Consider the following 20,696-nt stretch of genomic DNA (forward strand, 5'->3'; position numbering starts at 1 on the left):
AGGTGTGAAAAGATAAGTTTGAGGTGAGTTATATAAAATAATCAAAGTAAATGTAACCGATTTTTTTAACAGCAAATAGTTTCGCGTTATATTTTCCCGGCTACATTATTAAAATTCATTTTTATATCTTTACTTACTCCACTAAGTTTTGAATGCTAATTGCCACATCCGACTCCAAGTGGAAAAAAATTCAGTATAAGTATTTAAATACATTATAAATAAAACACAACTCTAAGCGATTTCTTACTTTTATTTTCTCAGTAATATGACGTTTATGTGAGTAAACTGTACTATCACTGATATTTAATTTTCTGGCTATACGATAGTTGGGCATTTCTGTCATCCAATAACACATGACTTTATGTTCTTGCGGGCTGAAAAGCGATGATGAACAGGGGGGCGATGGCTGACTTACGTCCGGTGACACATTGGATAAGTTTTGAAGTAGCTCAAGCAAATGTCTTTTAGCCAAGATTGAAACGGAGTCAGTCAGAGGAATAGGTGTTTCACTAAATGGATATGATGCATCCAGATAAATATAAACTTTCGCCTGACCACAGCAACTTAGAAATTGTTCTAATAAAGGACAATTTCCACCAAATCGACAATATTGTGTAAGATTAACAATTATTATCTCAGGATTAAAATCATGAATAGCAGATGTTGCCTGCTCAACGGTAGGAACATCCATTAAATTGAGTGATGCAGAGTTATTTAAATAAGTATTTACCCCTGAACGGGTATAAAAACATTCGTCAATAATTAATATTTTCATGTGACATACATCCTTGTCTAACTGCAACCATACCTGATTGCATACAAGGATAAGGTAATCCTCTGACGACTAAGGCGTCAATTCGGGATTTGCGATGTATTTTAGCGGATTTAACGAATAAAGACCCTGACTATTATTCAACTAGCAGTGTTTTATACTAATGTTAAAATATAAGCAACGAAAATGAGTTGCCAATGACTCATTTGAGATATAAATAGTCATTGGCTGGCGCTGACTCAGCAAATTGTCAGGTTTGGCACTAAGAATGAGTGAATCTCGCCAAAGAAAATGCAGAGATATCAATAGGTGACGATTTATCTTGTGCAAAAAGGGCGGCTATTTCACCCAGTGCGGTGGCAAACTTAAACCCATGGCCACTTAATCCTGTCACCACCATAATATTAGGGTTATCTGGCAAAGTATCGATGATGAAATCTTCATCTGGGCTCATATCATAGCTACATGCCGCGCCGTGTAGGCAAACCCCCACGCCGGGTAAGAAGTTACGCAAAAAGCCAAATACCTCGGTACCATCCTCAGCATAACTGCCAAATGGCTTGCGTTGTGCTGCTGATTCTATTGGTTGCCCACCATTATGTTTACCGAGTTTTAGTTCCTCATTTTGAGAGGGAAAACCGTAGTAATGAATGTTATCCGGTGTTTCTACCGTGAATGCGGGGAAATGATTCCCTTCACTGTAGCGGCCATCGGCATGGTGCCAGGAAAAGACTTTGCGTATAGCGGTCACGGGCAATTGCGGCAGTAGCTGTTTCACCCAAGTTCCGGCAGTGACAACGACTTTCCTGGCACTGTAGGTTCCATCGATAGTCACGACATCAATGCCGTCATCTAAGGGTTCGATAGCAGTGACCGGGCAGTTGAATAGAATGCCACAACCGGCATCAGTGACGGTTTTAATCAGAGTTTTTATCGCTAATTCTGAACGCAGAAAACCTGATTGTGGTTCAAACACGCCAATATAATTATCCGGAATGGTAAACACGGGCCATTTTTCACGGACCTGTGCTGCATTTAGTGTTTCGACCGGTAAATTAAATTCTTGAGCGCTTTGTTGAGCATTTTTCAGGAATACAGAATCAGCAGGCCCTAAATTAAGCACACCGCTGGCCTGGAATATTTTTTCACCTGTTTGGGTAGACAGTTGATCCCAAAGCGTTTGGGCACGTAATACTAATGGAACATATTTCTCGCCTTCACCGTATGCATGGCGAATGATTCTGGTATCGCCATGGTGACTGCCAGCTTGGTGAGGGGGCATTGCGCTGTCGATCATCAGCACTTTTAAACCGGCCTGTGAGGCGTAGTAACCTGCCGCAGAGCCGACTGAGCCACTACCAATGACAATTAAATCATAATCCATATTTTTCACCTTGGTGAATATTACTGCGGCCTTATTTAATACTGTTTGAGTTGTAATGCAGTTTTTATCCTGACAATGACCAGAACGATTTAAATTAAAGGCAGCAAGTAGCGATAAAATTAAAACGATAGTAATAGCACGTGACCGGGGAGAGCAAAAGGGATGTTAGCAATATTATAGTCGTAGCGGTTAATAAAAAGGCACCCAGTGAAATTCACGAGTGCCTTTTTATGAGTATTGAAAAATAAATGGCTGGTGATAATTAATGCTTACAATGGTCCAAATTTTCGTATTCTGATGACTCAATTTTAGCAATGCCTGCTTCTAAGATATTTATTAATTGACGTGCAACATCAGTCGTTAGCCAGAGCGTTCTATCAACCAGCGCATCTTCTGGCGGTTGATCCATGGAAGACAGGTAATGAAGACGTATCATCATCGCGTCATATACATCTACCGTGCTGATATCCCAACCTACGAGCGGGTGAGTCTGGATAACTTCATCATTTCTGTCCATAAAGACCCCTTATATAGTAGTTACTGACTGGAGTGACTAACGAGGATCAATGCGGCTCAATACTGAGTGAGCTTTTTTAGTATACGCAACCATTGATGAATGTGGAGATTATCAACAGACTTTTACAAATTATTTATTTTTTGGTGATTAATTGATCGGAAATGAAAAGATAAAAAAAAGGTGAAATGGAAAGGTCATTTACCTATTGATATAAAAAAGCCGAGGAGCGATTCCCCGGCAAAACAGCATTTATCTACAATGTATTGCTGCTATTAACAGCATATTGCAGTGGGCTACTCCGCGTCGAACCAGTCGTCTGCGCTTTCCCATATTTCTTGTAATATTTCAGAGATAAGATCTTTATCCGTTTTAGCGCCGCCTAAAACAGAAAGATTATTGGCTCCAGCATAACGCACTTGTACTGCGGTGGTGGTGTCTGGGAATTTAGTATTCAGCCGTTTGCTCAATTCATGGGTTAGTGCTTCGATAGCACCTGCGGGTAACGGATTTTTTTGTCGATACTGACTTCAACACGCATATTTGGCCCTCCGAATATTCATACTGTTTATTTATACAGTGTAAGTGTTCGGGCCGCAACTCTCAAATAAAAAAAATTTAGCTGTAGAGAAAGTTGCTCTCTACAGCAACAGTTATCAGTCTTTAACAGACCAGTTGATAGTCTGACCGGCAAGGAAAGGAATGATGGACTCATTTCCTAATGGGATTTCCTCCGGTTGTTGGAATGGCACCCGCACCAATTCAACAAAATCTTCGTTAACTGGCAAGTCATAGAAGCGCGGGCCATTTAAAGAGCAGAATGCTTCCAGATGTTCCAGCGCATTCATTTCTTCAAATACCGTGGCATAAGCCGGTAAAGCAGAAGGTGCGTTGAAAACTCCGGCACAACCGCATGATGACTCTTTACGATGTTTGGCATGTGGGGCAGAGTCAGTTCCAAGGAAGAAACGGTCAGAGCCGCTGGCAACCGCTTGGCGCAGGGCTTCTTGATGAGTGCCGCGCTTGAGGATTGGCAAGCAGAACAGGTGAGGACGAATACCGCCCACTAACATGTGATTGCGGTTGAACATCAAATGCTGAGGGGTGATGGTCGCACCAAGAAAACGATTGCCTGCCAGCACATAGTCGGCCGCGTCTTTGGTGGTGATATGCTCAAAGACAATTTTCAATTCAGGGAATTGACGACGGATAGGCTCCAGAACTTTTTCAATAAAGCGCGCTTCACGATCAAAAATATCAATAGCAGCGTCGGTCACTTCACCGTGTATTAACAGCGGCATACCTATTTTTTGCATTTGTTCAAACAGCGGATAAATCGCTGGGATATCAGATACACCGTGTGTTGAATTGGTCGTGGCATTGGCTGGGTATAACTTGGCTGCGGTAAACACACCTTTTTCAAAACCATGGGTCAGTTCGTTGACATCCAGAGTATTGGTCAGGTAGCACGTCATCAATGGCGTGAATTTATGGCCCGCAGGGATAGCAGCCAAAATACGTTCCCGATATGCCATAGCACTGGTAACCGTGGTGATCGGTGGGGTCAGGTTTGGCATGACGATGGCCCGGGCAAACACCTCGGAAGTATAGGGCAGCACGGTACTCAGCATTTCGTCATCACGTAAATGAATATGCCAGTCATCCGGGCGGCGAATTTTCAGGGTTTGAGGTTGTGCAGTCATTCAACGGGCTCCGCAGTCATGGGATATAGGGATTTTTGTGCTGTTCCGGCGGGGTCTAAGGATAAGCGGAAAGTGCTCCGGATGCATCTGATTGTTACGGTTAAGTTGAAAACAATGCAAAAAGGGGCTCTTATAGAGAGGCTACGAGTAAAATTGCCCAATTAAGCGAGCGATTGATTTATCGTCAAATACGCTAATTAAATGTACAGATGGGAGAATAGCTATGGAAGTCCGTGTTATTGCCAGTTTAGTGGCGAAACCAGAATTTATTACCGAAGTTAAAGCCGCGGTTCATCAGGTCATCGACCCGAGTCGTGAGGAAAAGGGGAATCTGCAATATGATCTCCATGCTGAAAGCGACCAAAAAGGTTCTTTTGTGTTTTTCGAGCGCTGGGCGTCTGACGATGCATTGGAAAAACATAACAAAACCGAGCATTTTAAAGAGTTTGTTAAAGCGATTGAGGGCAAGCTGGAAAGCCTTGAGATTAAGAAAGTGAAGCAGATAGCTTGAGAATATCGTCGAGATAAAAAAACCCGCCAGATGGCGGGTTTTGTCATATTAGGTCTTAACGATGTTGCTGTTACTCGACCGATTGTGGTTTTGTTGCTGGCGCTGTTGCTTGCGTTGCCGCAGCGTGACCACCCGCAGAGCCTTTACCTGCAAAATCAAAGGCTGGACGCTCCCACTGACCTTGGGTTGGCGTTGCAGGAGCATAATCTGGCGCCGGTGCTTTGGTCATTGGTGCTGAAGCATAGTGTTTGAATAACACACCTTCAGGATGAGCAACTACAGGTTGCTGTGGTACGACAACCGCTGGATCAGCATCTACAACTGATTCAGTGACATTCGCTTCTTCTACAACACTGTCTTCAGCTGGTGTATTTTCAACAATATCGTCCGCAACTACAGTCTCTGCCACAACAACTTCTGCGATGGTCTGCTCTTCAGCCAAAACGTTTTCGTCTGCTGTCTCAGTAACCGCATTTTCTTCAATGACGGGTTCTTCAACGACAGCCTCGGCAACGACAACAGTTTCTTTCACGACAGTAGCTGGCTCGATGGTTTCTTTAACGACAACTGTTGCCGGCTCTACTGCTGTGATTATCTCAGCTTCTGTTGCAGTCACCTGAGCAACGTCTTCAACTGCGGTAGTTTCAACGGTAGATTCTACTGCCACAGGTTCTATAATGGCGGTTTCTACTATTGCTGTCTCCACGACTGCTGTTTCTACAACGTCCTTTTCCACAATAGCAGGAACAGGTGCCCGGCCAGGTACGGCAGCGGCGGACGATGAAGACCCTCCTGGTTTATGTTGTGGCGCAGGTGCTGGAGCGATAATTTCAGCCACAGCCGCGACAACAACTGGCGCAGCTACAATAGCAACTTGCGTTTCGACAACGGCAACTTCTTGTCCGTATTCCACTGGCTGTTGTTCTTCAACCGGGTTTTCCACAAAGGCTTGTTCAACAGCTTGAGCAACCGGATAACGCACCCACACTTTGCCTGATGCCATTTCTGGCGAGGCGAACGCACCAGCCAGAGGCATGGCAGATTGTGTTGGGTAGCGCTCATCGCGATAACGGCGGCGGCGTTGACCACTCACACGCAGGTGGCGAGGTGAGCGCCGAGAGCGACGTGGCATGCCATTTTCATTGTTGGCATTGCGATCGTTCGTCACCTCATCATCAGCCTGAGCACTGGCCTGCGGCAGTAATTTCACTTCTTCCTGCACCACTGGCGCAGCTATGTGAGCAACAGGCTCGCTGACCGTGTTTTCTGGTGCTTTGTTTTCCAAAACATTCAGCTCATCATTCGCGGATTGAATACGGACTTTCTGATTCAATTGGCGACGTTGACGACGCTGCATAACAGCTTGCTGACGTTCTTCTTGCTCTGGCTGCTGCTGTACATCTTCTACAACACTGACCTCGGCAACATCAACTTTAGCTTTAACGTCTTGTGGAACCTGACGTTTGTCATCCTGACGACGGCGCGAGCGATCACCACGGCGTTGTGGCTGATCATCACGCTGTGCTTTATCCGCTTCTACAATGTCAGTTTGCGCTTGTGGCGCAGCAGCTTGTTGAGATGGGCGTTTATTGCGGCGTTGATCTTCACGGCCCTCGCGATTGGTGTCATCACGGTTAGTATTGTCGCGGTTGTTATCGCGAGCATTGTTCTCACGAGTATTGTCGCGACCTTCGCGTGGTGTACGGTCACCGCGGTCTTTGCGGCCATTATTCTGGCGGCGAGGATTACGGCGATCATTACGGCGATTTTCGTTGGTTTCAGTTTTTTCAACTTCAACCGGTTTGACTTCAGCTTCTGCTGAACCACCGAAAAGACCTTTCAGGCCACTGAGCAGGCGGCTAAGGAAACCAGGTTGTTCTGCCACTGCAGCAGTTGCAGCTTGTGGCGCCACTGTCGGTTTAACATTCGCAGCAACAGGAGCCGCTTCTGGCGGTACTTCAGTTGGCAGAGAGAAAGTCGCCAATGCAGGTTGTTCTGGGCGTTTGCGCTCAATGGTCGCTTCTTCCAGCGGTTGCGCCATTTCTGCTTCATGCAGTTGTGGCAGCAAATAGCTGAGAGAAGGGACTTCTTCACCTTTACGTACGCGCAGCACAGAATAATGCGGCGTTTGCATCTGATCGTTTGGCACGATCACTGCTCGCACACCACCTTGGCGTTTTTCGATAGCATTAACCGATTCACGTTTTTCATTCAGCAGGTACGAAGCAATTTGTACCGGCACAATCGCGTGAACTTCATGGGTATTTTCTTTCAGCGCCTCTTCTTCAATCAAGCGCAGAATAGAAAGTGACAGAGATTCGTTGTCACGTACGGTACCGGTACCGCTACAGCGTGGGCACACATGGTGGCTTGACTCACCCAATGATGGACTGAGGCGCTGGCGGGACATTTCCAGTAAACCGAAGCGGGAAATACGACCAATCTGAATACGCGCGCGGTCTTGGCGGACGGCATCACGTAAGCGGTTTTCCACTTCACGTTGGTGGCGCACAGGGGTCATATCGATAAAGTCGATAACAATCAGCCCACCCAAGTCACGTAAACGCAACTGGCGAGCAATTTCATCTGCGGCTTCCAGGTTGGTATTGAATGCCGTTTCTTCGATATCGCCACCACGGGTAGCGCGGGCGGAGTTGATGTCAATCGCCGTTAGCGCTTCGGTGGTATCAATGACGATAGAACCGCCGGAAGGCAGACGCACTTCGCGTTGGAATGCAGATTCAATCTGCGACTCAATCTGGTAGTGACTGAATAATGGGATTTCACCACTATACAATTTGATTTTACTGCTGAAATCTGGGCGACCAAGTGCGGCAATATGCTCTTTAGCCAGCTCGAGAACCTTAGGGTTATCGATCAGGATTTCACCGATATCCGGGCGCAGATAATCACGGAAAGCGCGGACAATCACGTTACTTTCCTGGTGAATCAAGAATGGAGCAGGGCGGCCTTCAGCGGCTTTTTTAATCGCATCCCAGTGCTTAAGACGGAATGATAAATCCCATTGCAGCGCATCAGCGGATTTACCTACACCGGCGGTACGAACAATCAGACCCATGCCATCAGGCAATTGCAGGGAGGATAAAGCTTCTTTGAGTTCAGTGCGGTCATCACCTTCGATACGGCGAGAAATACCACCCGCACGTGGGTTGTTAGGCATCAGAACTAAATAACTACCCGCCAGGCTGATGAAAGTAGTGAGTGCGGCACCTTTATTACCGCGTTCTTCTTTATCAACCTGAACAATAACTTCCTGGCCTTCGCGCAGCACATCTTTGATGTTTGGGCGGCCATGAGAGGAATAATTACTAGGGAAATATTCGCGAGAAATTTCTTTTAATGGGAGGAAACCATGTCGTTCAGCGCCGTAATCAACAAAAGCGGCTTCCAGACTGGGTTCGATTCGGGTGATTTTACCTTTGTAAATATTCGCTTTTTTCTGTTCATGACCTGGGCTTTCAATATCCAAATCATACAGCCGCTGTCCATCTACAAGGGCAACACGCAACTCTTCTTGCTGAGTTGCGTTAATCAACATTCTTTTCATCTTTAACTTACTCGTTATTTTTACATTGGCGTTAGAACTGCGAGCAAAATAACCTCATGGCCGGGTAAACCGATGACCCCGAGTCTTCTAGCAAAGCCGTCAACCTCACGGTTGTCGCCTGCATAGGGGCGCATTATTTCGGTAAGCCTGTGTTTCTTTCTGAAAAACAGCGCTTTTTATATAAAGGGCAGCTTCTGAATATAAGACAACAGAGCTTTACCCACTTACCGGCCAAGCTGCAACCCGCAGCCCGCTAATTGCTTGATTTCACATTACGTCTTACGCCATTGCTGCGTTTTTGTGTGATCAGGCAAAGTTTATTATTCCACAAGTCTCTTGGTCTAACGAGAATCAACGCAGAATTAATCACATTATTCCATTGCTGACACTGATATAGCAAGATGACTTTACCTGTCTACGTAAAGATTCTTTTACTGTATTCACAGTGTTGGCGGCTATCGTTGTCTTATTAAACAATAAATGCGCGCAAACGTTATCTTTAAATAGCCAGATTGACAGTTAAGCACAGAAAAAGGGGTGGCGCTAATTCCTCGGTGTATTTAGAATCGCGCCCCATGAAAACGAATAATCCAGTAGTACAATTAATCACCATTTCTGCCGACGAAGCCGGTCAGCGGATCGATAACTTTTTGCTCACTAAATTGAAAGGTGTGCCGAAAAGTATGATCTACCGTATCGTACGCAAAGGTGAGGTTCGTGTTAATAAAGGGCGCATTAAACCAGAATATAAGCTGGTTGATGGCGATGTGGTGCGTATACCACCGGTGCGTGTTGCCGAGCGCGAAGAAATTCAGGTATCAGCTAAACTTGATAAAGTTGCTGCATTGGCCGATTGCATTCTATTTGAAGACGATTATCTCTTAGTGTTGAATAAACCTTCTGGCACTGCGGTACATGGCGGAAGCGGTTTAAGTTTTGGGGTAATTGAAGCTTTGCGCGCGCTACGTCCTGAAGCTCGCTTCCTGGAATTGGTTCACCGCCTTGACCGCGATACTTCTGGTGTTTTACTGGTAGCCAAAAAACGCTCGGCCTTGCGTTCTTTGCATGAGCAACTGCGGTTGAAAGGTATGCAGAAAGATTATTTGGCTTTGGTGCGCGGGCAATGGCAACCACATTGCAAAGCTGTGCAGGCCCCTTTGCTGAAGAATATTATGCAAAGTGGCGAGCGCATGGTGAAAGTCAGTAGCGAAGGCAAACCATCAGAAACCCGCTTTAAAATAGAAGAGCGTTTTGAGCATGCCACGCTAGTAAAAGCCAGCCCGATCACTGGTCGAACTCACCAGATTCGTGTTCACGCGCTACATGCTGGTCACCCAATTGCGTTTGATGATCGTTATGGTGACCGCGAATTTGACCAGCAATTGCAGGGGACGGGGTTGCATCGTTTATTCCTGCATGCCGCAGCATTACGTTTTGAACACCCGAATACCGGTGAAACAATGCGCATTGAGGCACCACTGGATAATCAATTACGTCATTGTTTGTCGGTATTACGCAAGAAAGCGGCGGTTTAACGCTATCAATTTTAAAGTAATGGATTGACCCCTTGCTCAATTAACATTTGAGTGAGGGCTATTAATGGCAGGCCGATGAGCGTATTGGGATCACGGCCTGATAACTTATCAAATAATGTGATCCCCAAACCTTCACTTTTAAAACTGCCAGCACAATCCCAGGGTTGTTCCCGCGTTAAATAACCTTCAATTTCTGCACTATTCAATGTGCGAAAATAAACATCAAATGTTTCACACAGACAATTATAGCTATCCGTCACTGTATTTAGCAGCGCCAGACCAGTATAAAAAGTGACACATTGCCCGCTGGCTTGTTGTAATTGTTTGAATGCATTCTCATGATTGTGAGGTTTTCCGATGATATCCCCGTTGATAACACACACTTGATCAGAACCGATAATCAAGTGTTGTGGGTAACGAGCGGCCAGTGCTTGGGCCTTGGCCAGGGCTAAACGCTGCACCAGCGCGCTGGCAGTTTCGGCCGGCAACGGGGTCTCATCGGCTTCTGGCGCAGCAGTAATAAAGGGTAATTGCAGCTTTTCCAGCAATGCGCGGCGGTATGATGATGTTGAGGCAAGCACTAATTGCGGCATAATATTTTCCATAAACCGTGGCGTAATTTAATCAGACATTTTAAACTGTCTTCCGCTTCGGAAGCGAATATTGGTGAAAGGTGCAGTAAAACGGCCTTTTTCTTTGACTCTATGTCGTTACAAAGTTAATATGCGCGCCCTATGCAAAAGGTAAAATTACCCCTGACCATTGATGCGGTTCGTACCGCTCAGAAACGTTTAGATTACGCAGGTATCTATTCACCTGAGCAGGTTACACGAGTAGCCGACTCAGTGGTAAGTGTGGACAGCGATGTCGTGGCCTCATTATCGTTTAATATCGATAATCAGCGTCTGGCGGTTATTACAGGTCATGCGGACGTCGATGTAACATTGATGTGTCAGCGCTGTGGTAACACGTTTGCACACCATGTTCATACAACGTATTGTTTTAGCCCGATCGTCAATGATGAGCAGGCTGAAGCATTACCGGAAGCGTACGAGCCGATCGAAGTCGACGAATTTGGCGAAGTTGATCTGCTGGCAATGATAGAAGACGAAATTATTCTTTCACTGCCTGTCGTTCCGGTACATGATTCTGAACACTGTGAAGTGTCCGAGGCGGACATGGTATTTGGCAAACTGCCTGAAGAGGCGGAGAAACCTAATCCATTTGCCGTATTAGCCAGTTTAAAGAAAGTAATTAAGGAGTAAGGTCAATGGCCGTACAACAGAACAAACCAACTCGTTCCAAACGTGGCATGCGCCGTTCACACGATGCGCTGACCACTGCCACTCTGTCTGTGGACAAAACTTCCGGTGAAACTCACCTGCGTCACCACATCACAGCCGACGGTTTCTACCGCGGCCGCAAGGTTATCGGCTGAGTAGTACTTGCTAATCTTCTTTAGCAAGGCGATACCTTGACTTGTCTAACCCTAGCGTTAGATGCAATGGGTGGGGACTTCGGTCCCTGCGTCACAGTGCCTGCTTCATTGCAGGCACTGGCCTCTAATCCACAGCTTAAACTCCTGCTGGTCGGGAATCCCGACACCATCACTCCGTTACTTGTTAATACTGATCCTTTGTTGCTGGAAAGGTTACAGGTAATCCCCGCTGAGCATGTTATTGCCAGCGATGCTAAACCCTCACAAGCTATCCGTGCCAGCCGCGGTACTTCCATGCGTATAGCATTGGAACTGGTTAAAAACGGCGAAGCCGAAGCTTGCGTGAGTGCAGGGAATACTGGGGCATTGATGGGGTTGGCGAAGATGACTATCAAGCCACTGGATGGAATAGAGCGCCCAGCATTAATGACGGTTATCCCAAATCAGCAGCGCAGTAAGACTGTGGTACTGGATTTAGGGGCCAATGTTGAATGTGATAGCACGATGCTCGTGCAGTTTGCCGTCATGGGGTCAGTGATGGCAGAAGAAGTTGTTGGCATAACAAACCCGCGCGTTGCTTTGCTTAATATCGGCGAAGAGGAAACCAAGGGGTTGGATAATATCCGCGAAGCCGCCGCAGTATTAAAAAATACACCGGCGGTCAACTATATTGGTTATCTGGAAGGCAATGATTTGCTGACAGGCAAGACTGATGTGATGGTTTGTGACGGCTTCGTGGGTAACGTCACTCTAAAGACTATGGAAGGTGTGATAAGAATGTTCTTGTCACTGCTCAAATCATCGGGCGATGGCAGCAAACAGTCCTGGTGGCTTAAACTTATTGGCCGTTGGCTGCAAAAACGTGTGGCTAAGCGGTTCGGTCATTTGAACCCCGACCAGTATAATGGCGCATGTCTGTTAGGATTACGGGGCATCGTAATCAAAAGCCATGGCGCGGCGAATCAACGCGCATTCGCAGTTGCCATCGAACAGGCTGTGCAGGCGGTGCAGCGGCAAGTCCCACAACGGATTGCCGCGCGCCTTGAAGCGGTTTTACCCAAGAGTGACTGATCGTACATGTATACTAAGATTCTCGGTACGGGGAGTTATCTGCCCGTACAAGTGCGCAGTAATGCTGATTTAGAAAAAATGGTGGATACCTCGGACGAGTGGATTGTCACCCGAACAGGTATTCGTGAGCGGCGTATCGCTGGTTTGGATGAAACAGTCGCAACCATGGGTTTCCAGGCCGCTGAAAAAGCGCTAGAGATGGCCGGTATTGCTAAGGACGATATCGGGTTGATTATCGTGGCCACCACCTCTTCAAGCCATGCTTTCCCAAGCTCGGCCTGCCAGGTGCAGCAAATGCTGGGTATCAAAGATGCGGCCTCTTTCGATTTAGCCGCGGCCTGTGCAGGTTTTACTTATGCACTCAGTGTTGCTGATCAATATGTTAAAAGTGGCGCAGTCAAACATGCCATTGTTATTGGTTCAGATATGCTTTCTCGAGCATTGAATCCAGAAGACCGTGGCACGATTATTCTGTTTGGTGATGGTGCCGGTGCAGTGGTACTGGGCGCATCCGAGCAGCCAGGCATTCTGTCAACCCATCTGCACGCAGATGGCAAGTATGGCGAATTGCTCGCCTTGCCGTATCAAGATCGCCAACAGCAAGAGCAGCCAGCTTATGTCACGATGGCCGGTAATGAAGTGTTTAAAGTTGCGGTGACTGAACTTGCCCACATTGTGGACGAGACGTTGCAGGCTAATAACCTGGACCGCTCAGCGCTCGATTGGCTGGTGCCACATCAGGCTAACCTGCGTATCATCAGCGCAACGGCTAAAAAGTTAGGTATGGAGATGGATAAAGTGGTGATCACACTCGATCGCCACGGTAACACCTCTGCGGCATCCGTCCCTGCGGCGTTAGACGAAGCGGTAAGAGATGGTCGTATTCAATGCGGGCACTTAGTGCTACTGGAAGCGTTTGGCGGCGGCTTTACCTGGGGCTCCGCGCTGGTTCGTTTTTGATTTAACAAGCAGTTTTTTGTTAACGGGAAAGCAAAATGTCGAAATTTGCAATGGTATTTCCAGGCCAGGGTTCTCAAGCCCTTGGCATGCTGGCTGATTTGGCCGCACAATTTCCGATAGTTGAAGAGACCTTCAGTGAGGCGTCGTCAGTATTGGGCTACGACCTCTGGCAGTTGGTGCAACAAGGCCCAGCTGAAGAATTGAATAAAACTTGGCAGACACAGCCAGCTTTGCTGACGGCATCCGTCGCTATCTGGCGCGTTTGGCAGCATCAAGGCGGTAAATTGCCTGCGATGATGGCCGGCCATAGCCTGGGTGAATACTCAGCTCTGGTGTGTGCTGGCGTACTGGATTTCAAACAGGCGGTTCGTCTGGTTGAATTACGCGGTAAGCTGATGCAGGAAGCGGTACCTGAAGGTACGGGCGCAATGTATGCCATTATTGGCCTTGATAACGAGTCTATTGCTAAAGCGTGTGAAGAATCCGCGCAAGGGCAGGTTGTCTCGCCAGTCAATTTTAACTCACCAGGCCAGGTGGTTATTGCGGGCAACAAAGATGCTGTAGAACGTGCAGGTGCGGCGTGTAAAGCTGCTGGTGCGAAACGCGCCTTACCTTTGCCCGTCAGCGTGCCATCCCATTGCGCATTGATGAAACCCGCGGCAGATAAGTTAGCCGTTGCCCTAGAGGAAATTGAATTCCAGGCACCGCTATTCCCTGTCGTGAACAACGTAGATGTCAAAACTGAAGTGTCGCCAGACGCGATTCGTAGCGCATTGGTACGCCAGTTATATAATCCGGTACGTTGGACTGAAAGTGTTGAATTTATCGCAGCAGAAGGTGTTGAGCTGCTGTTAGAAGTTGGGCCGGGTAAGGTCTTGACTGGCTTGACTAAGCGTATCGTGGATACTTTAGCCGCAGCACCGGTAAACGATGTTGCTACGCTGACCAGCGCGCTTGAAAACTAAGAAAGAGGATAACATGAGCTTCGAAGGAAAAATTGCGCTGGTAACCGGCGCTAGCCGCGGTATTGGCCGTGCGATTGCAGAATTGCTGGCTGAACGTGGTGCCCGTGTTATTGGTACAGCGACCAGTGAGAAGGGTGCTGAAGCTATCAGTGCCTACTTGGGCGAGCAGGGTAAAGGTTTAATGCTGAATGTCGTGGATCCCGCGTCAATCGAGTCTGTTCTGGCAACGATTCGTGCGGAATTTGGAGAAGTTGACATTTTAGTGAATAATGCAGGTATTACGCGTGATAACCTGCTGATGCGTATGAAGGATGAGGAGTGGCAGGATATTATTGACACCGATCTAACTTCCGTATTCCGTCTGTCAAAAGCGGTAATGCGCGCTATGATGAAAAAGCGGTTTGGGCGTATCATCACCATCGGTTCAGTAGTCGGGACAATGGGCAATGCGGGGCAGGTTAACTACGCGGCAGCTAAAGCGGGTCTGATCGGTTTTAGCAAGTCTTTGGCGCGTGAGGTTGCTTCACGTGGCATTACTGTCAACGTTGTGGCACCTGGCTTTATTGAGACGGACATGACGACGGCGTTGACAGATGATCAACGCGCAGGCATTTTAGCCCAAGTACCAGCTAACCGGCTTGGGCAAGCAAAAGAAATCGCCAGCGCTGTTGCATTTTTAGCCTCTGACGAGGCCAGCTACATCTCTGGTGAAACATTACATGTCAATGGCGGCATGTATATGATTTAAAAATCACGAAAGTATTTGCGTTATTTGAGGTAAAAACCGCAAAATAGCGTAAAATCGTGGTTTGACCAGCCTAGATTTAGTTGCATCTTTTTCAACATTTTATACACTACGAAAACCATCGCGAAAGCGAGTTTTGATAGGAAATTTAAGAGTATGAGCACTATCGAAGAACGCGTTAAGAAAATCATCGTTGAACAACTGGGTGTTAAAGAAGACGAAGTGAAGAACAGTGCTTCTTTCGTTGAAGATCTTGGCGCGGATTCTCTGGACACCGTTGAGCTGGTAATGGCTCTGGAAGAAGAATTTGATACTGAGATTCCAGACGAAGAAGCAGAGAAAATCACTACTGTTCAGGCAGCTATTGATTTTATCAACGCTAACCAGCAGTAAGCGAAAATGCTTTAAGTTTAGATAGTTAGGCGGTCACTCGACCGCCTAAGTTTTTTTTTGTCCTAAGTGTTATTTTCCCTCCTTGGAGGACAACCGTGTCTAAGCGTCGAGTTGTTGTGACTGGACTGGGCATGTTGTCTCCTGTCGGTAATACAGTCGAATCCACATGGAAAGCTGTTCTTGCCGGGCAGAGTGGCATCAGCCTGATCGACCATTTCGATACTAGTGCCTATGCAACGCGATTTGCTGGCTTAGTAAAAGATTTTAATTGTGAAGATTACATTTCGCGTAAAGATGCACGCAAAATGGATGCTTTCATACAGTACGGTGTCGCAGCTGGCATGCAAGCTATGCAAGACTCCGGGCTTGAAATAACCGAAGCCAACGCTCCTCGTATCGGTGCCGCTATTGGTTCTGGTATTGGTGGGCTGGGTTTGATTGAAGAAAACCACACCTCGCTGGTGAACGGTGGGCCACGTAAAATTAGCCCGTTCTTCGTGCCATCAACCATTGTTAACATGATTGCCGGCCATCTGACCATTATGTACGGGATGCGTGGACCAAGCATTTCTATTGCAACGGCATGTACTTCTGGTGTGCATAACATCGGTCACGCGGCTCGTATCATTGCTTACAATGATGCTGATGTCATGCTGGCAGGTGGGGCTGAAAAAGCCAGTACGCCATTGGGTGTCGGTGGTTTTGGTGCTGCTCGTGCATTGTCTACTCGTAACGATAACCCACAGGCGGCAAGTCGCCCATGGGATAAAGACCGTGATGGTTTCGTTCTGGGGGATGGCGCAGGCATGATGGTGCTGGAAGAGTACGAACACGCGAAAAAACGCGGCGCAAAAATCTATGCGGAAGTTGTTGGGTTTGGTATGAGCAGTGATGCTTACCACATGACCTCTCCACCGGAAGATGGTTCTGGAGCAGCTCTGGCAATGGTTAATGCTTTACGTGATGCGGGTGTGAGCACGTCTCAAATCGGATATATCAATGCCCACGGCACCTCTACTCCTGCTGGCGATAAAGCTGAAACGCAGGCCGTTAAGTCTGTATTTGGTGAAGATGCCTATAAAGTGATGGTCAGTTCCACCAAATCCATGACTGGGCACTTGTTAGGTGCAGCAGGTGCAGTTGAATCTATCTTTACAGTGTTAGCTCTGCGTGATCAGGCCATTCCGGCAACCATTAACCTGGATAATCCAGATGAAGGTTGTGATTTGGATTTTGTTCCGCATGAAGCTCGCCAGGTAAAAGATTTGGAATACACCCTGTGTAACTCCTTCGGCTTCGGCGGCACTAACGGTTCTTTGGTTTTCCGCAAGGTATAACTTTGGCTGTTAAGCTTCCACGGCGCAAAAGACCCGGTTCTCCGGGTCTTTTATTAGCTTAAACATGCATCAGTCATAACATCCTTCCATAATAATTGTCTCAATAAGAGAGACAAATCTGAAAACAGTCACTGGCTTAAATCTGATACTGTCATCAAGTACAATTTATATTTATGGGCAATACCTATTTCCCAACTGAATATAGAGAAAATACTCCCCTCTCATTTGAAGAGAATCTGAATGTTCTGGATTAATGGTGTTGAACAAAATTTGATTTCAGCTTCAGACCGCTCTGTGCAGTTTGGCGATGGCTGTTTTACTACCGCCCGAGTTTCTCTCGGCCGTGTCGTGTGGCTTGATAAACATATATTGCGTTTGCAGTCAGCGGTTGAACGGCTATTAATGCCCGCTGTCAATTGGAATGCCTTGACCAAAGAAATGATTGAGGCGGCAAGTCATACTGAAGATGGTGTGCTGAAAGTGATTATTAGCCGGGGGAGCGGCGGGCGCGGCTACAGTGGTACGGCATGTCAGCATCCCACGCGAATCATTTCCCTCAGTGATTACCCAGCTCATTACCATAGCTGGCGTGAAAGAGGGATTTCATTGGCGCTAAGCCCGATATCGTTAGCGCGCAGCCCATTGCTGGCGGGTGTTAAACACTTGAATCGGCTGGAGCAAGTATTGATTCGCGCGCATCTTGACCAGACAGCGGCGGATGAAGCACTGGTGCTTGACACTGACGGCATGCTGGTGGAATGCTGTGCGGCTAATTTATTCTGGCGCAAAGGTGATGAGATATTGACGCCAGATCTGCGCCAGTCAGGTGTCGATGGCATAATGCGCCAACGAATTATTACCTGCCTGGCTAACCATGGTCGGCAGGTGACAATTGTGGCACAACCGGTGGATGTGTTGGCAGAGGCAGATGAAGTTATCGTTTGTAATGCGCTGATGCCGCTATTGCCGGTAAATCGCGCCGAACAGTGGGTTTACCATTCACGCCAGTTATTTGATTTCCTAAATCAGCACTGTTGCGAAGCATGAACATGATGACGATTTTGATTTTTTGTACTTATGATTACCTTTAATTTGAAGATGGCTGCCCGATGAAAATAAAAAGCACCAAAGCATTAATCCTTTTGGTTGTTGTCTGTTTGGGATTACTGCTGTTGGGTTACCAGAGAGTACAACACTTTGCGGATCAACCTCTGGCTATCCAGCAAGAAACCATCTTTAAACTCCCTGCCGGCACTGGGCGGGTTGCTCTGGAGAACTTGCTACAGCGCGATGGCCTGATTAAAAACACCCGTTGGTTTCCATGGCTGCTGCGTCTTGAACCTGAATTAGCCAAATTCAAAGCGGGGACTTATCGTTTTACCCCCGGAATGACCGTGCGCGGCATGTTAGAACTGCTTGCCAGCGGTAAAGAAGCACAATTTACCGTGCGTTTTATTGAAGGTAAGCGGCTGCGTGATTGGATGGATGAATTACAACAATCAAAATATATAAAACACGTATTGGAAGGAAAAAGTGATGCCGAAATCGCGGTATTGCTGGGGCTGAAGGACAGTGAACACCCTGAGGGATGGCTCTACCCGGACACCTATTCCTATACTGCCGGCACCACAGATTTGGCATTACTGAAACGTGCCCATGTAAAGATGGAAAAAACAGTTGATGAAATCTGGCAAGGGCGCGATAAGTCCCTGCCTTATAAGACACCGGGCGACTTGGTCACTATGGCGTCAATCATCGAAAAGGAAACGGCGGTCAACGAGGAGCGCACCAAAGTGGCCTCGGTATTTATCAACCGCTTACGCATTGGTATGCGGCTACAAACCGACCCAACAGTGATTTATGGCATGGGGGATAATTATAACGGCAACATTACTCGTAAAGACTTAGATACCCCAACGCCTTATAATACCTATGTTATATCGGGTTTGCCGCCGACGCCGATTGCGATGCCGGGGCTGGCATCACTCACGGCTGCCGCCCATCCGGCTAAAACGGCCTATCTTTATTTTGTGGCAGATGGCAAGGGGGGTCATACCTTTACGACCAATTTAGCCAGCCATAACCAAGCGGTGCGGGTTTATCGTCAATCGCTAAAGGATAAAAATGAACAGTAAATTTATCGTTATTGAAGGGCTTGAAGGGGCAGGGAAAACCACCGCCAGAGATGTCGTGGTTGCCACGTTACACGCCCAAGGGATTAACGATATTGTCTTCACACGTGAGCCTGGGGGAACACCGCTGGCAGAAAAGCTGCGTGACTTAATTAAGCAAGGTATTGACGGTGAAGTCCTGACAGATAAAGCTGAAGTATTGATGTTGTATGCTGCTCGCGTGCAATTGGTTGAAAACGTGATAAAACCTGCGTTGGGGCGGGGTAGCTGGGTGGTGGGAGATCGCCATGATTTGTCCTCACAAGCTTATCAAGGTGGGGGGCGTGGGATTGACGGCCAACTCATGACATCCTTACGTGACACGGTATTGGGTGAGTTCCGCCCTGACCTGACCTTGTATCTGGATTTGCCGCCGGTTATCGGGCTGGCGCGCGCCCGCGCGCGCGGCGAATTAGATCGCATAGAGCAAGAGTCACTGGCCTTTTTTGAGCGCACTCGCACCCGTTATCTCGAATTGGCTGCCGCAGATCCCAGCATCAAAACCATTGATGCTTCTCAATCACTTGAGCAGGTAAGTGAATCTATCCGTCAGGTACTCAAACAATGGTTGACCAGCCGAGAAACAGCGTAATGAAATGGTACCCATGGCTTACCGTGCCTTACCGCCAGTGGGTAGGGCAGCATATTGGCGGGCGTGGACATCATGCATTACTACTGCACTCGTTGCCTGGAAATGGCGAAGAAGCACTGATTTATGGCATCAGCCGCTGGTTGATGTGCCAGCAACGGCAAGGCGAGAAAAGCTGTGGCGAATGCCATAGTTGTCGCTTGATGTTGGCGGGCAATCACCCTGACTGGTATGTGCTGGCGCCGGAGAAGGGCAAAAGCAGCATTGGTGTTGAATTGGTGCGCCAACAGATTGAAAAACTTTATTCTCATGCACAGCAAGGCGGGGCAAAAGTGGTGTGGCTGCCCCATGCCGAGTTGCTGACTGATGCCGCGGCGAATGCGTTACTCAAAACTCTGGAAGAGCCGCCAGAAAAAACCTATTTTTTGCTCGATTGTCATCAGCCAGCTAGCCTGCTGGCAACATTGCGCAGCCGATGCTTTTACTGGCATCTGGCCTGCCCTGATAGCGCACTCAGCTTACAATGGCTACAGCGGCAAGTTCAGGCTGAGCCCATTGCGATGCTGGCCGCACTTAAATTAAGTGAGGGAGCGCCGTTGGCAGCTGAACGTTTGCTCCAACCTGAACGCTGGGCAATCAGAACTACCTTGTGTAGCGCGTTGAGCAGTGCCCTGCACAGTTCGGATTTACTATCGTTGTTACCGCAGCTTAACCATGATGATGCGCCAGAACGCCTACAATGGGTTTCTTCATTGCTGCTGGATGCTTTGAAGTGGCAGCAAGGTGCGGGTGAGTTTACTGTCAATCAGGATCAATTGCCTCTGATACAACAATTGGCACAAATGGCCACGACACCGGTTTTACTTCATGCAACTCACGCGCTCGGTCATTGCCGCCATCAATTATTATCCGTAGTAGGTGTTAATCGTGAATTGTTACTCACCGAGTTTTTGCTCAACTGGGAAACAGCCCTGACCACGGGTACTTATTCCACCTTATCTTCGTTAGATACTCAATAAACTTGGAACCGCAGTAACCCT

Annotated in this window: 20 protein-coding genes and 1 pseudogene; 14 read left to right on the forward strand and 7 right to left on the reverse strand. The window is 47.5% G+C overall.

Annotated features, from left to right (window positions below; translation table 11 throughout):
* Positions 1 to 190 precede the first annotated feature (190 nt).
* From F0T03_RS08840 to pyrC, 5 genes and pseudogenes are all read right to left on the reverse strand, one after another.
* On the reverse strand, positions 191 to 775 hold the full coding sequence (locus F0T03_RS08840; protein ID WP_159677896.1) for a helix-turn-helix transcriptional regulator: 585 nt from the start codon (positions 773 to 775) through the stop codon (positions 191 to 193).
* 259 nt (positions 776 to 1,034) lie between these two features.
* Complete coding sequence (gene solA, locus F0T03_RS08845) at positions 1,035 to 2,156, reverse strand: N-methyl-L-tryptophan oxidase (protein ID WP_159677898.1); 1,122 nt, start codon at positions 2,154 to 2,156, stop codon at positions 1,035 to 1,037.
* Positions 2,157 to 2,418: 262 nt separating this feature from the next.
* The gene (gene bssS, locus F0T03_RS08850; protein ID WP_145557178.1) at positions 2,419 to 2,673 is read right to left on the reverse strand and encodes a biofilm formation regulator BssS; all 255 of its coding nucleotides are present in this window, start codon (positions 2,671 to 2,673) and stop codon (positions 2,419 to 2,421) included.
* Positions 2,674 to 2,966: 293 nt separating this feature from the next.
* Positions 2,967 to 3,211, reverse strand: a pseudogene (dinI, locus tag F0T03_RS08855) (DNA damage-inducible protein I).
* A 115-nt stretch (positions 3,212 to 3,326) separates the two neighbouring features.
* Positions 3,327 to 4,373, reverse strand: a complete 1,047-nt coding sequence (gene pyrC / locus F0T03_RS08860; RefSeq protein WP_159677900.1) for a dihydroorotase — start codon at positions 4,371 to 4,373, stop codon at positions 3,327 to 3,329.
* A gap of 223 nt (positions 4,374 to 4,596) precedes the next feature.
* Between pyrC and F0T03_RS08865 the strand changes: the two genes are divergently transcribed.
* On the forward strand, positions 4,597 to 4,884 hold the full coding sequence (locus F0T03_RS08865; protein ID WP_145557184.1) for a putative quinol monooxygenase: 288 nt from the start codon (positions 4,597 to 4,599) through the stop codon (positions 4,882 to 4,884).
* Positions 4,885 to 4,954: 70 nt separating this feature from the next.
* On the opposite strand, the gene rne is transcribed toward F0T03_RS08865, so the two are convergent.
* Positions 4,955 to 8,452, reverse strand: a complete 3,498-nt coding sequence (gene rne, locus F0T03_RS08870) for a ribonuclease E (RefSeq protein ID WP_159677902.1) — start codon at positions 8,450 to 8,452, stop codon at positions 4,955 to 4,957.
* Between the two features lie 575 nt (positions 8,453 to 9,027).
* Here rne and rluC point away from each other — a divergent pair.
* Positions 9,028 to 9,987, forward strand: a complete 960-nt coding sequence (gene rluC / locus F0T03_RS08875) for a 23S rRNA pseudouridine(955/2504/2580) synthase RluC (protein ID WP_159677904.1) — start codon at positions 9,028 to 9,030, stop codon at positions 9,985 to 9,987.
* 11 nt (positions 9,988 to 9,998) lie between these two features.
* Here rluC and F0T03_RS08880 read toward each other — a convergent pair whose 3' ends face one another.
* Positions 9,999 to 10,580, reverse strand: coding sequence for a Maf family protein (locus tag F0T03_RS08880; RefSeq protein ID WP_159677906.1), 582 nt, complete (start codon positions 10,578 to 10,580; stop codon positions 9,999 to 10,001).
* Between the two features lie 141 nt (positions 10,581 to 10,721).
* On the opposite strand from F0T03_RS08880, the gene yceD reads away from it, so the two are divergent.
* The 12 genes from yceD to holB all read left to right on the forward strand — a co-directional run bounded on the left by yceD (position 10,722) and on the right by holB (position 20,675).
* On the forward strand, positions 10,722 to 11,252 hold the full coding sequence (yceD, locus tag F0T03_RS08885; protein WP_004709643.1) for a 23S rRNA accumulation protein YceD: 531 nt from the start codon (positions 10,722 to 10,724) through the stop codon (positions 11,250 to 11,252).
* A gap of 5 nt (positions 11,253 to 11,257) precedes the next feature.
* Complete coding sequence (gene rpmF / locus F0T03_RS08890) at positions 11,258 to 11,425, forward strand: 50S ribosomal protein L32 (protein ID WP_002210931.1); 168 nt, start codon at positions 11,258 to 11,260, stop codon at positions 11,423 to 11,425.
* A 36-nt stretch (positions 11,426 to 11,461) separates the two neighbouring features.
* Entirely contained in the window at positions 11,462 to 12,496 is a 1,035-nt protein-coding gene (gene plsX, locus F0T03_RS08895) for a phosphate acyltransferase PlsX (protein ID WP_159677909.1), read from the forward strand.
* A 6-nt stretch (positions 12,497 to 12,502) separates the two neighbouring features.
* Entirely contained in the window at positions 12,503 to 13,456 is a 954-nt protein-coding gene (locus F0T03_RS08900) for a beta-ketoacyl-ACP synthase III (RefSeq protein ID WP_159677911.1), read from the forward strand.
* A 35-nt stretch (positions 13,457 to 13,491) separates the two neighbouring features.
* Complete coding sequence (gene fabD / locus F0T03_RS08905) at positions 13,492 to 14,421, forward strand: ACP S-malonyltransferase (protein WP_145557196.1); 930 nt, start codon at positions 13,492 to 13,494, stop codon at positions 14,419 to 14,421.
* A 13-nt stretch (positions 14,422 to 14,434) separates the two neighbouring features.
* Positions 14,435 to 15,169 (forward strand): 3-oxoacyl-ACP reductase FabG, encoded by a 735-nt coding sequence (fabG, locus tag F0T03_RS08910; protein WP_004713222.1) that lies wholly within the window; start codon positions 14,435 to 14,437, stop codon positions 15,167 to 15,169.
* 153 nt (positions 15,170 to 15,322) lie between these two features.
* Positions 15,323 to 15,559: an acyl carrier protein gene (acpP, locus tag F0T03_RS08915; protein ID WP_002220787.1), complete on the forward strand. Its 237-nt coding sequence runs from the start codon at positions 15,323 to 15,325 to the stop codon at positions 15,557 to 15,559.
* A gap of 95 nt (positions 15,560 to 15,654) precedes the next feature.
* Positions 15,655 to 16,896 (forward strand): beta-ketoacyl-ACP synthase II, encoded by a 1,242-nt coding sequence (gene fabF / locus F0T03_RS08920; protein WP_145557198.1) that lies wholly within the window; start codon positions 15,655 to 15,657, stop codon positions 16,894 to 16,896.
* A gap of 240 nt (positions 16,897 to 17,136) precedes the next feature.
* Positions 17,137 to 17,943 (forward strand): aminodeoxychorismate lyase, encoded by an 807-nt coding sequence (gene pabC, locus F0T03_RS08925; RefSeq protein WP_159677913.1) that lies wholly within the window; start codon positions 17,137 to 17,139, stop codon positions 17,941 to 17,943.
* Between the two features lie 62 nt (positions 17,944 to 18,005).
* Entirely contained in the window at positions 18,006 to 19,031 is a 1,026-nt protein-coding gene (gene mltG / locus F0T03_RS08930) for an endolytic transglycosylase MltG (RefSeq protein WP_145557202.1), read from the forward strand.
* On the forward strand, positions 19,021 to 19,659 hold the full coding sequence (gene tmk / locus F0T03_RS08935) for a dTMP kinase (RefSeq protein WP_159677915.1): 639 nt from the start codon (positions 19,021 to 19,023) through the stop codon (positions 19,657 to 19,659). Before mltG ends, tmk begins: the two co-directional genes overlap by 11 nt.
* Positions 19,659 to 20,675, forward strand: coding sequence for a DNA polymerase III subunit delta' (holB, locus tag F0T03_RS08940; protein ID WP_159677917.1), 1,017 nt, complete (start codon positions 19,659 to 19,661; stop codon positions 20,673 to 20,675). Before tmk ends, holB begins: the two co-directional genes overlap by 1 nt.
* Positions 20,676 to 20,696: the final 21 nt, after the last annotated feature.

The sequence above is a fragment of the Yersinia canariae genome (assembly GCF_009831415.1).
GTDB lineage: Bacteria > Pseudomonadota > Gammaproteobacteria > Enterobacterales > Enterobacteriaceae > Yersinia > Yersinia canariae.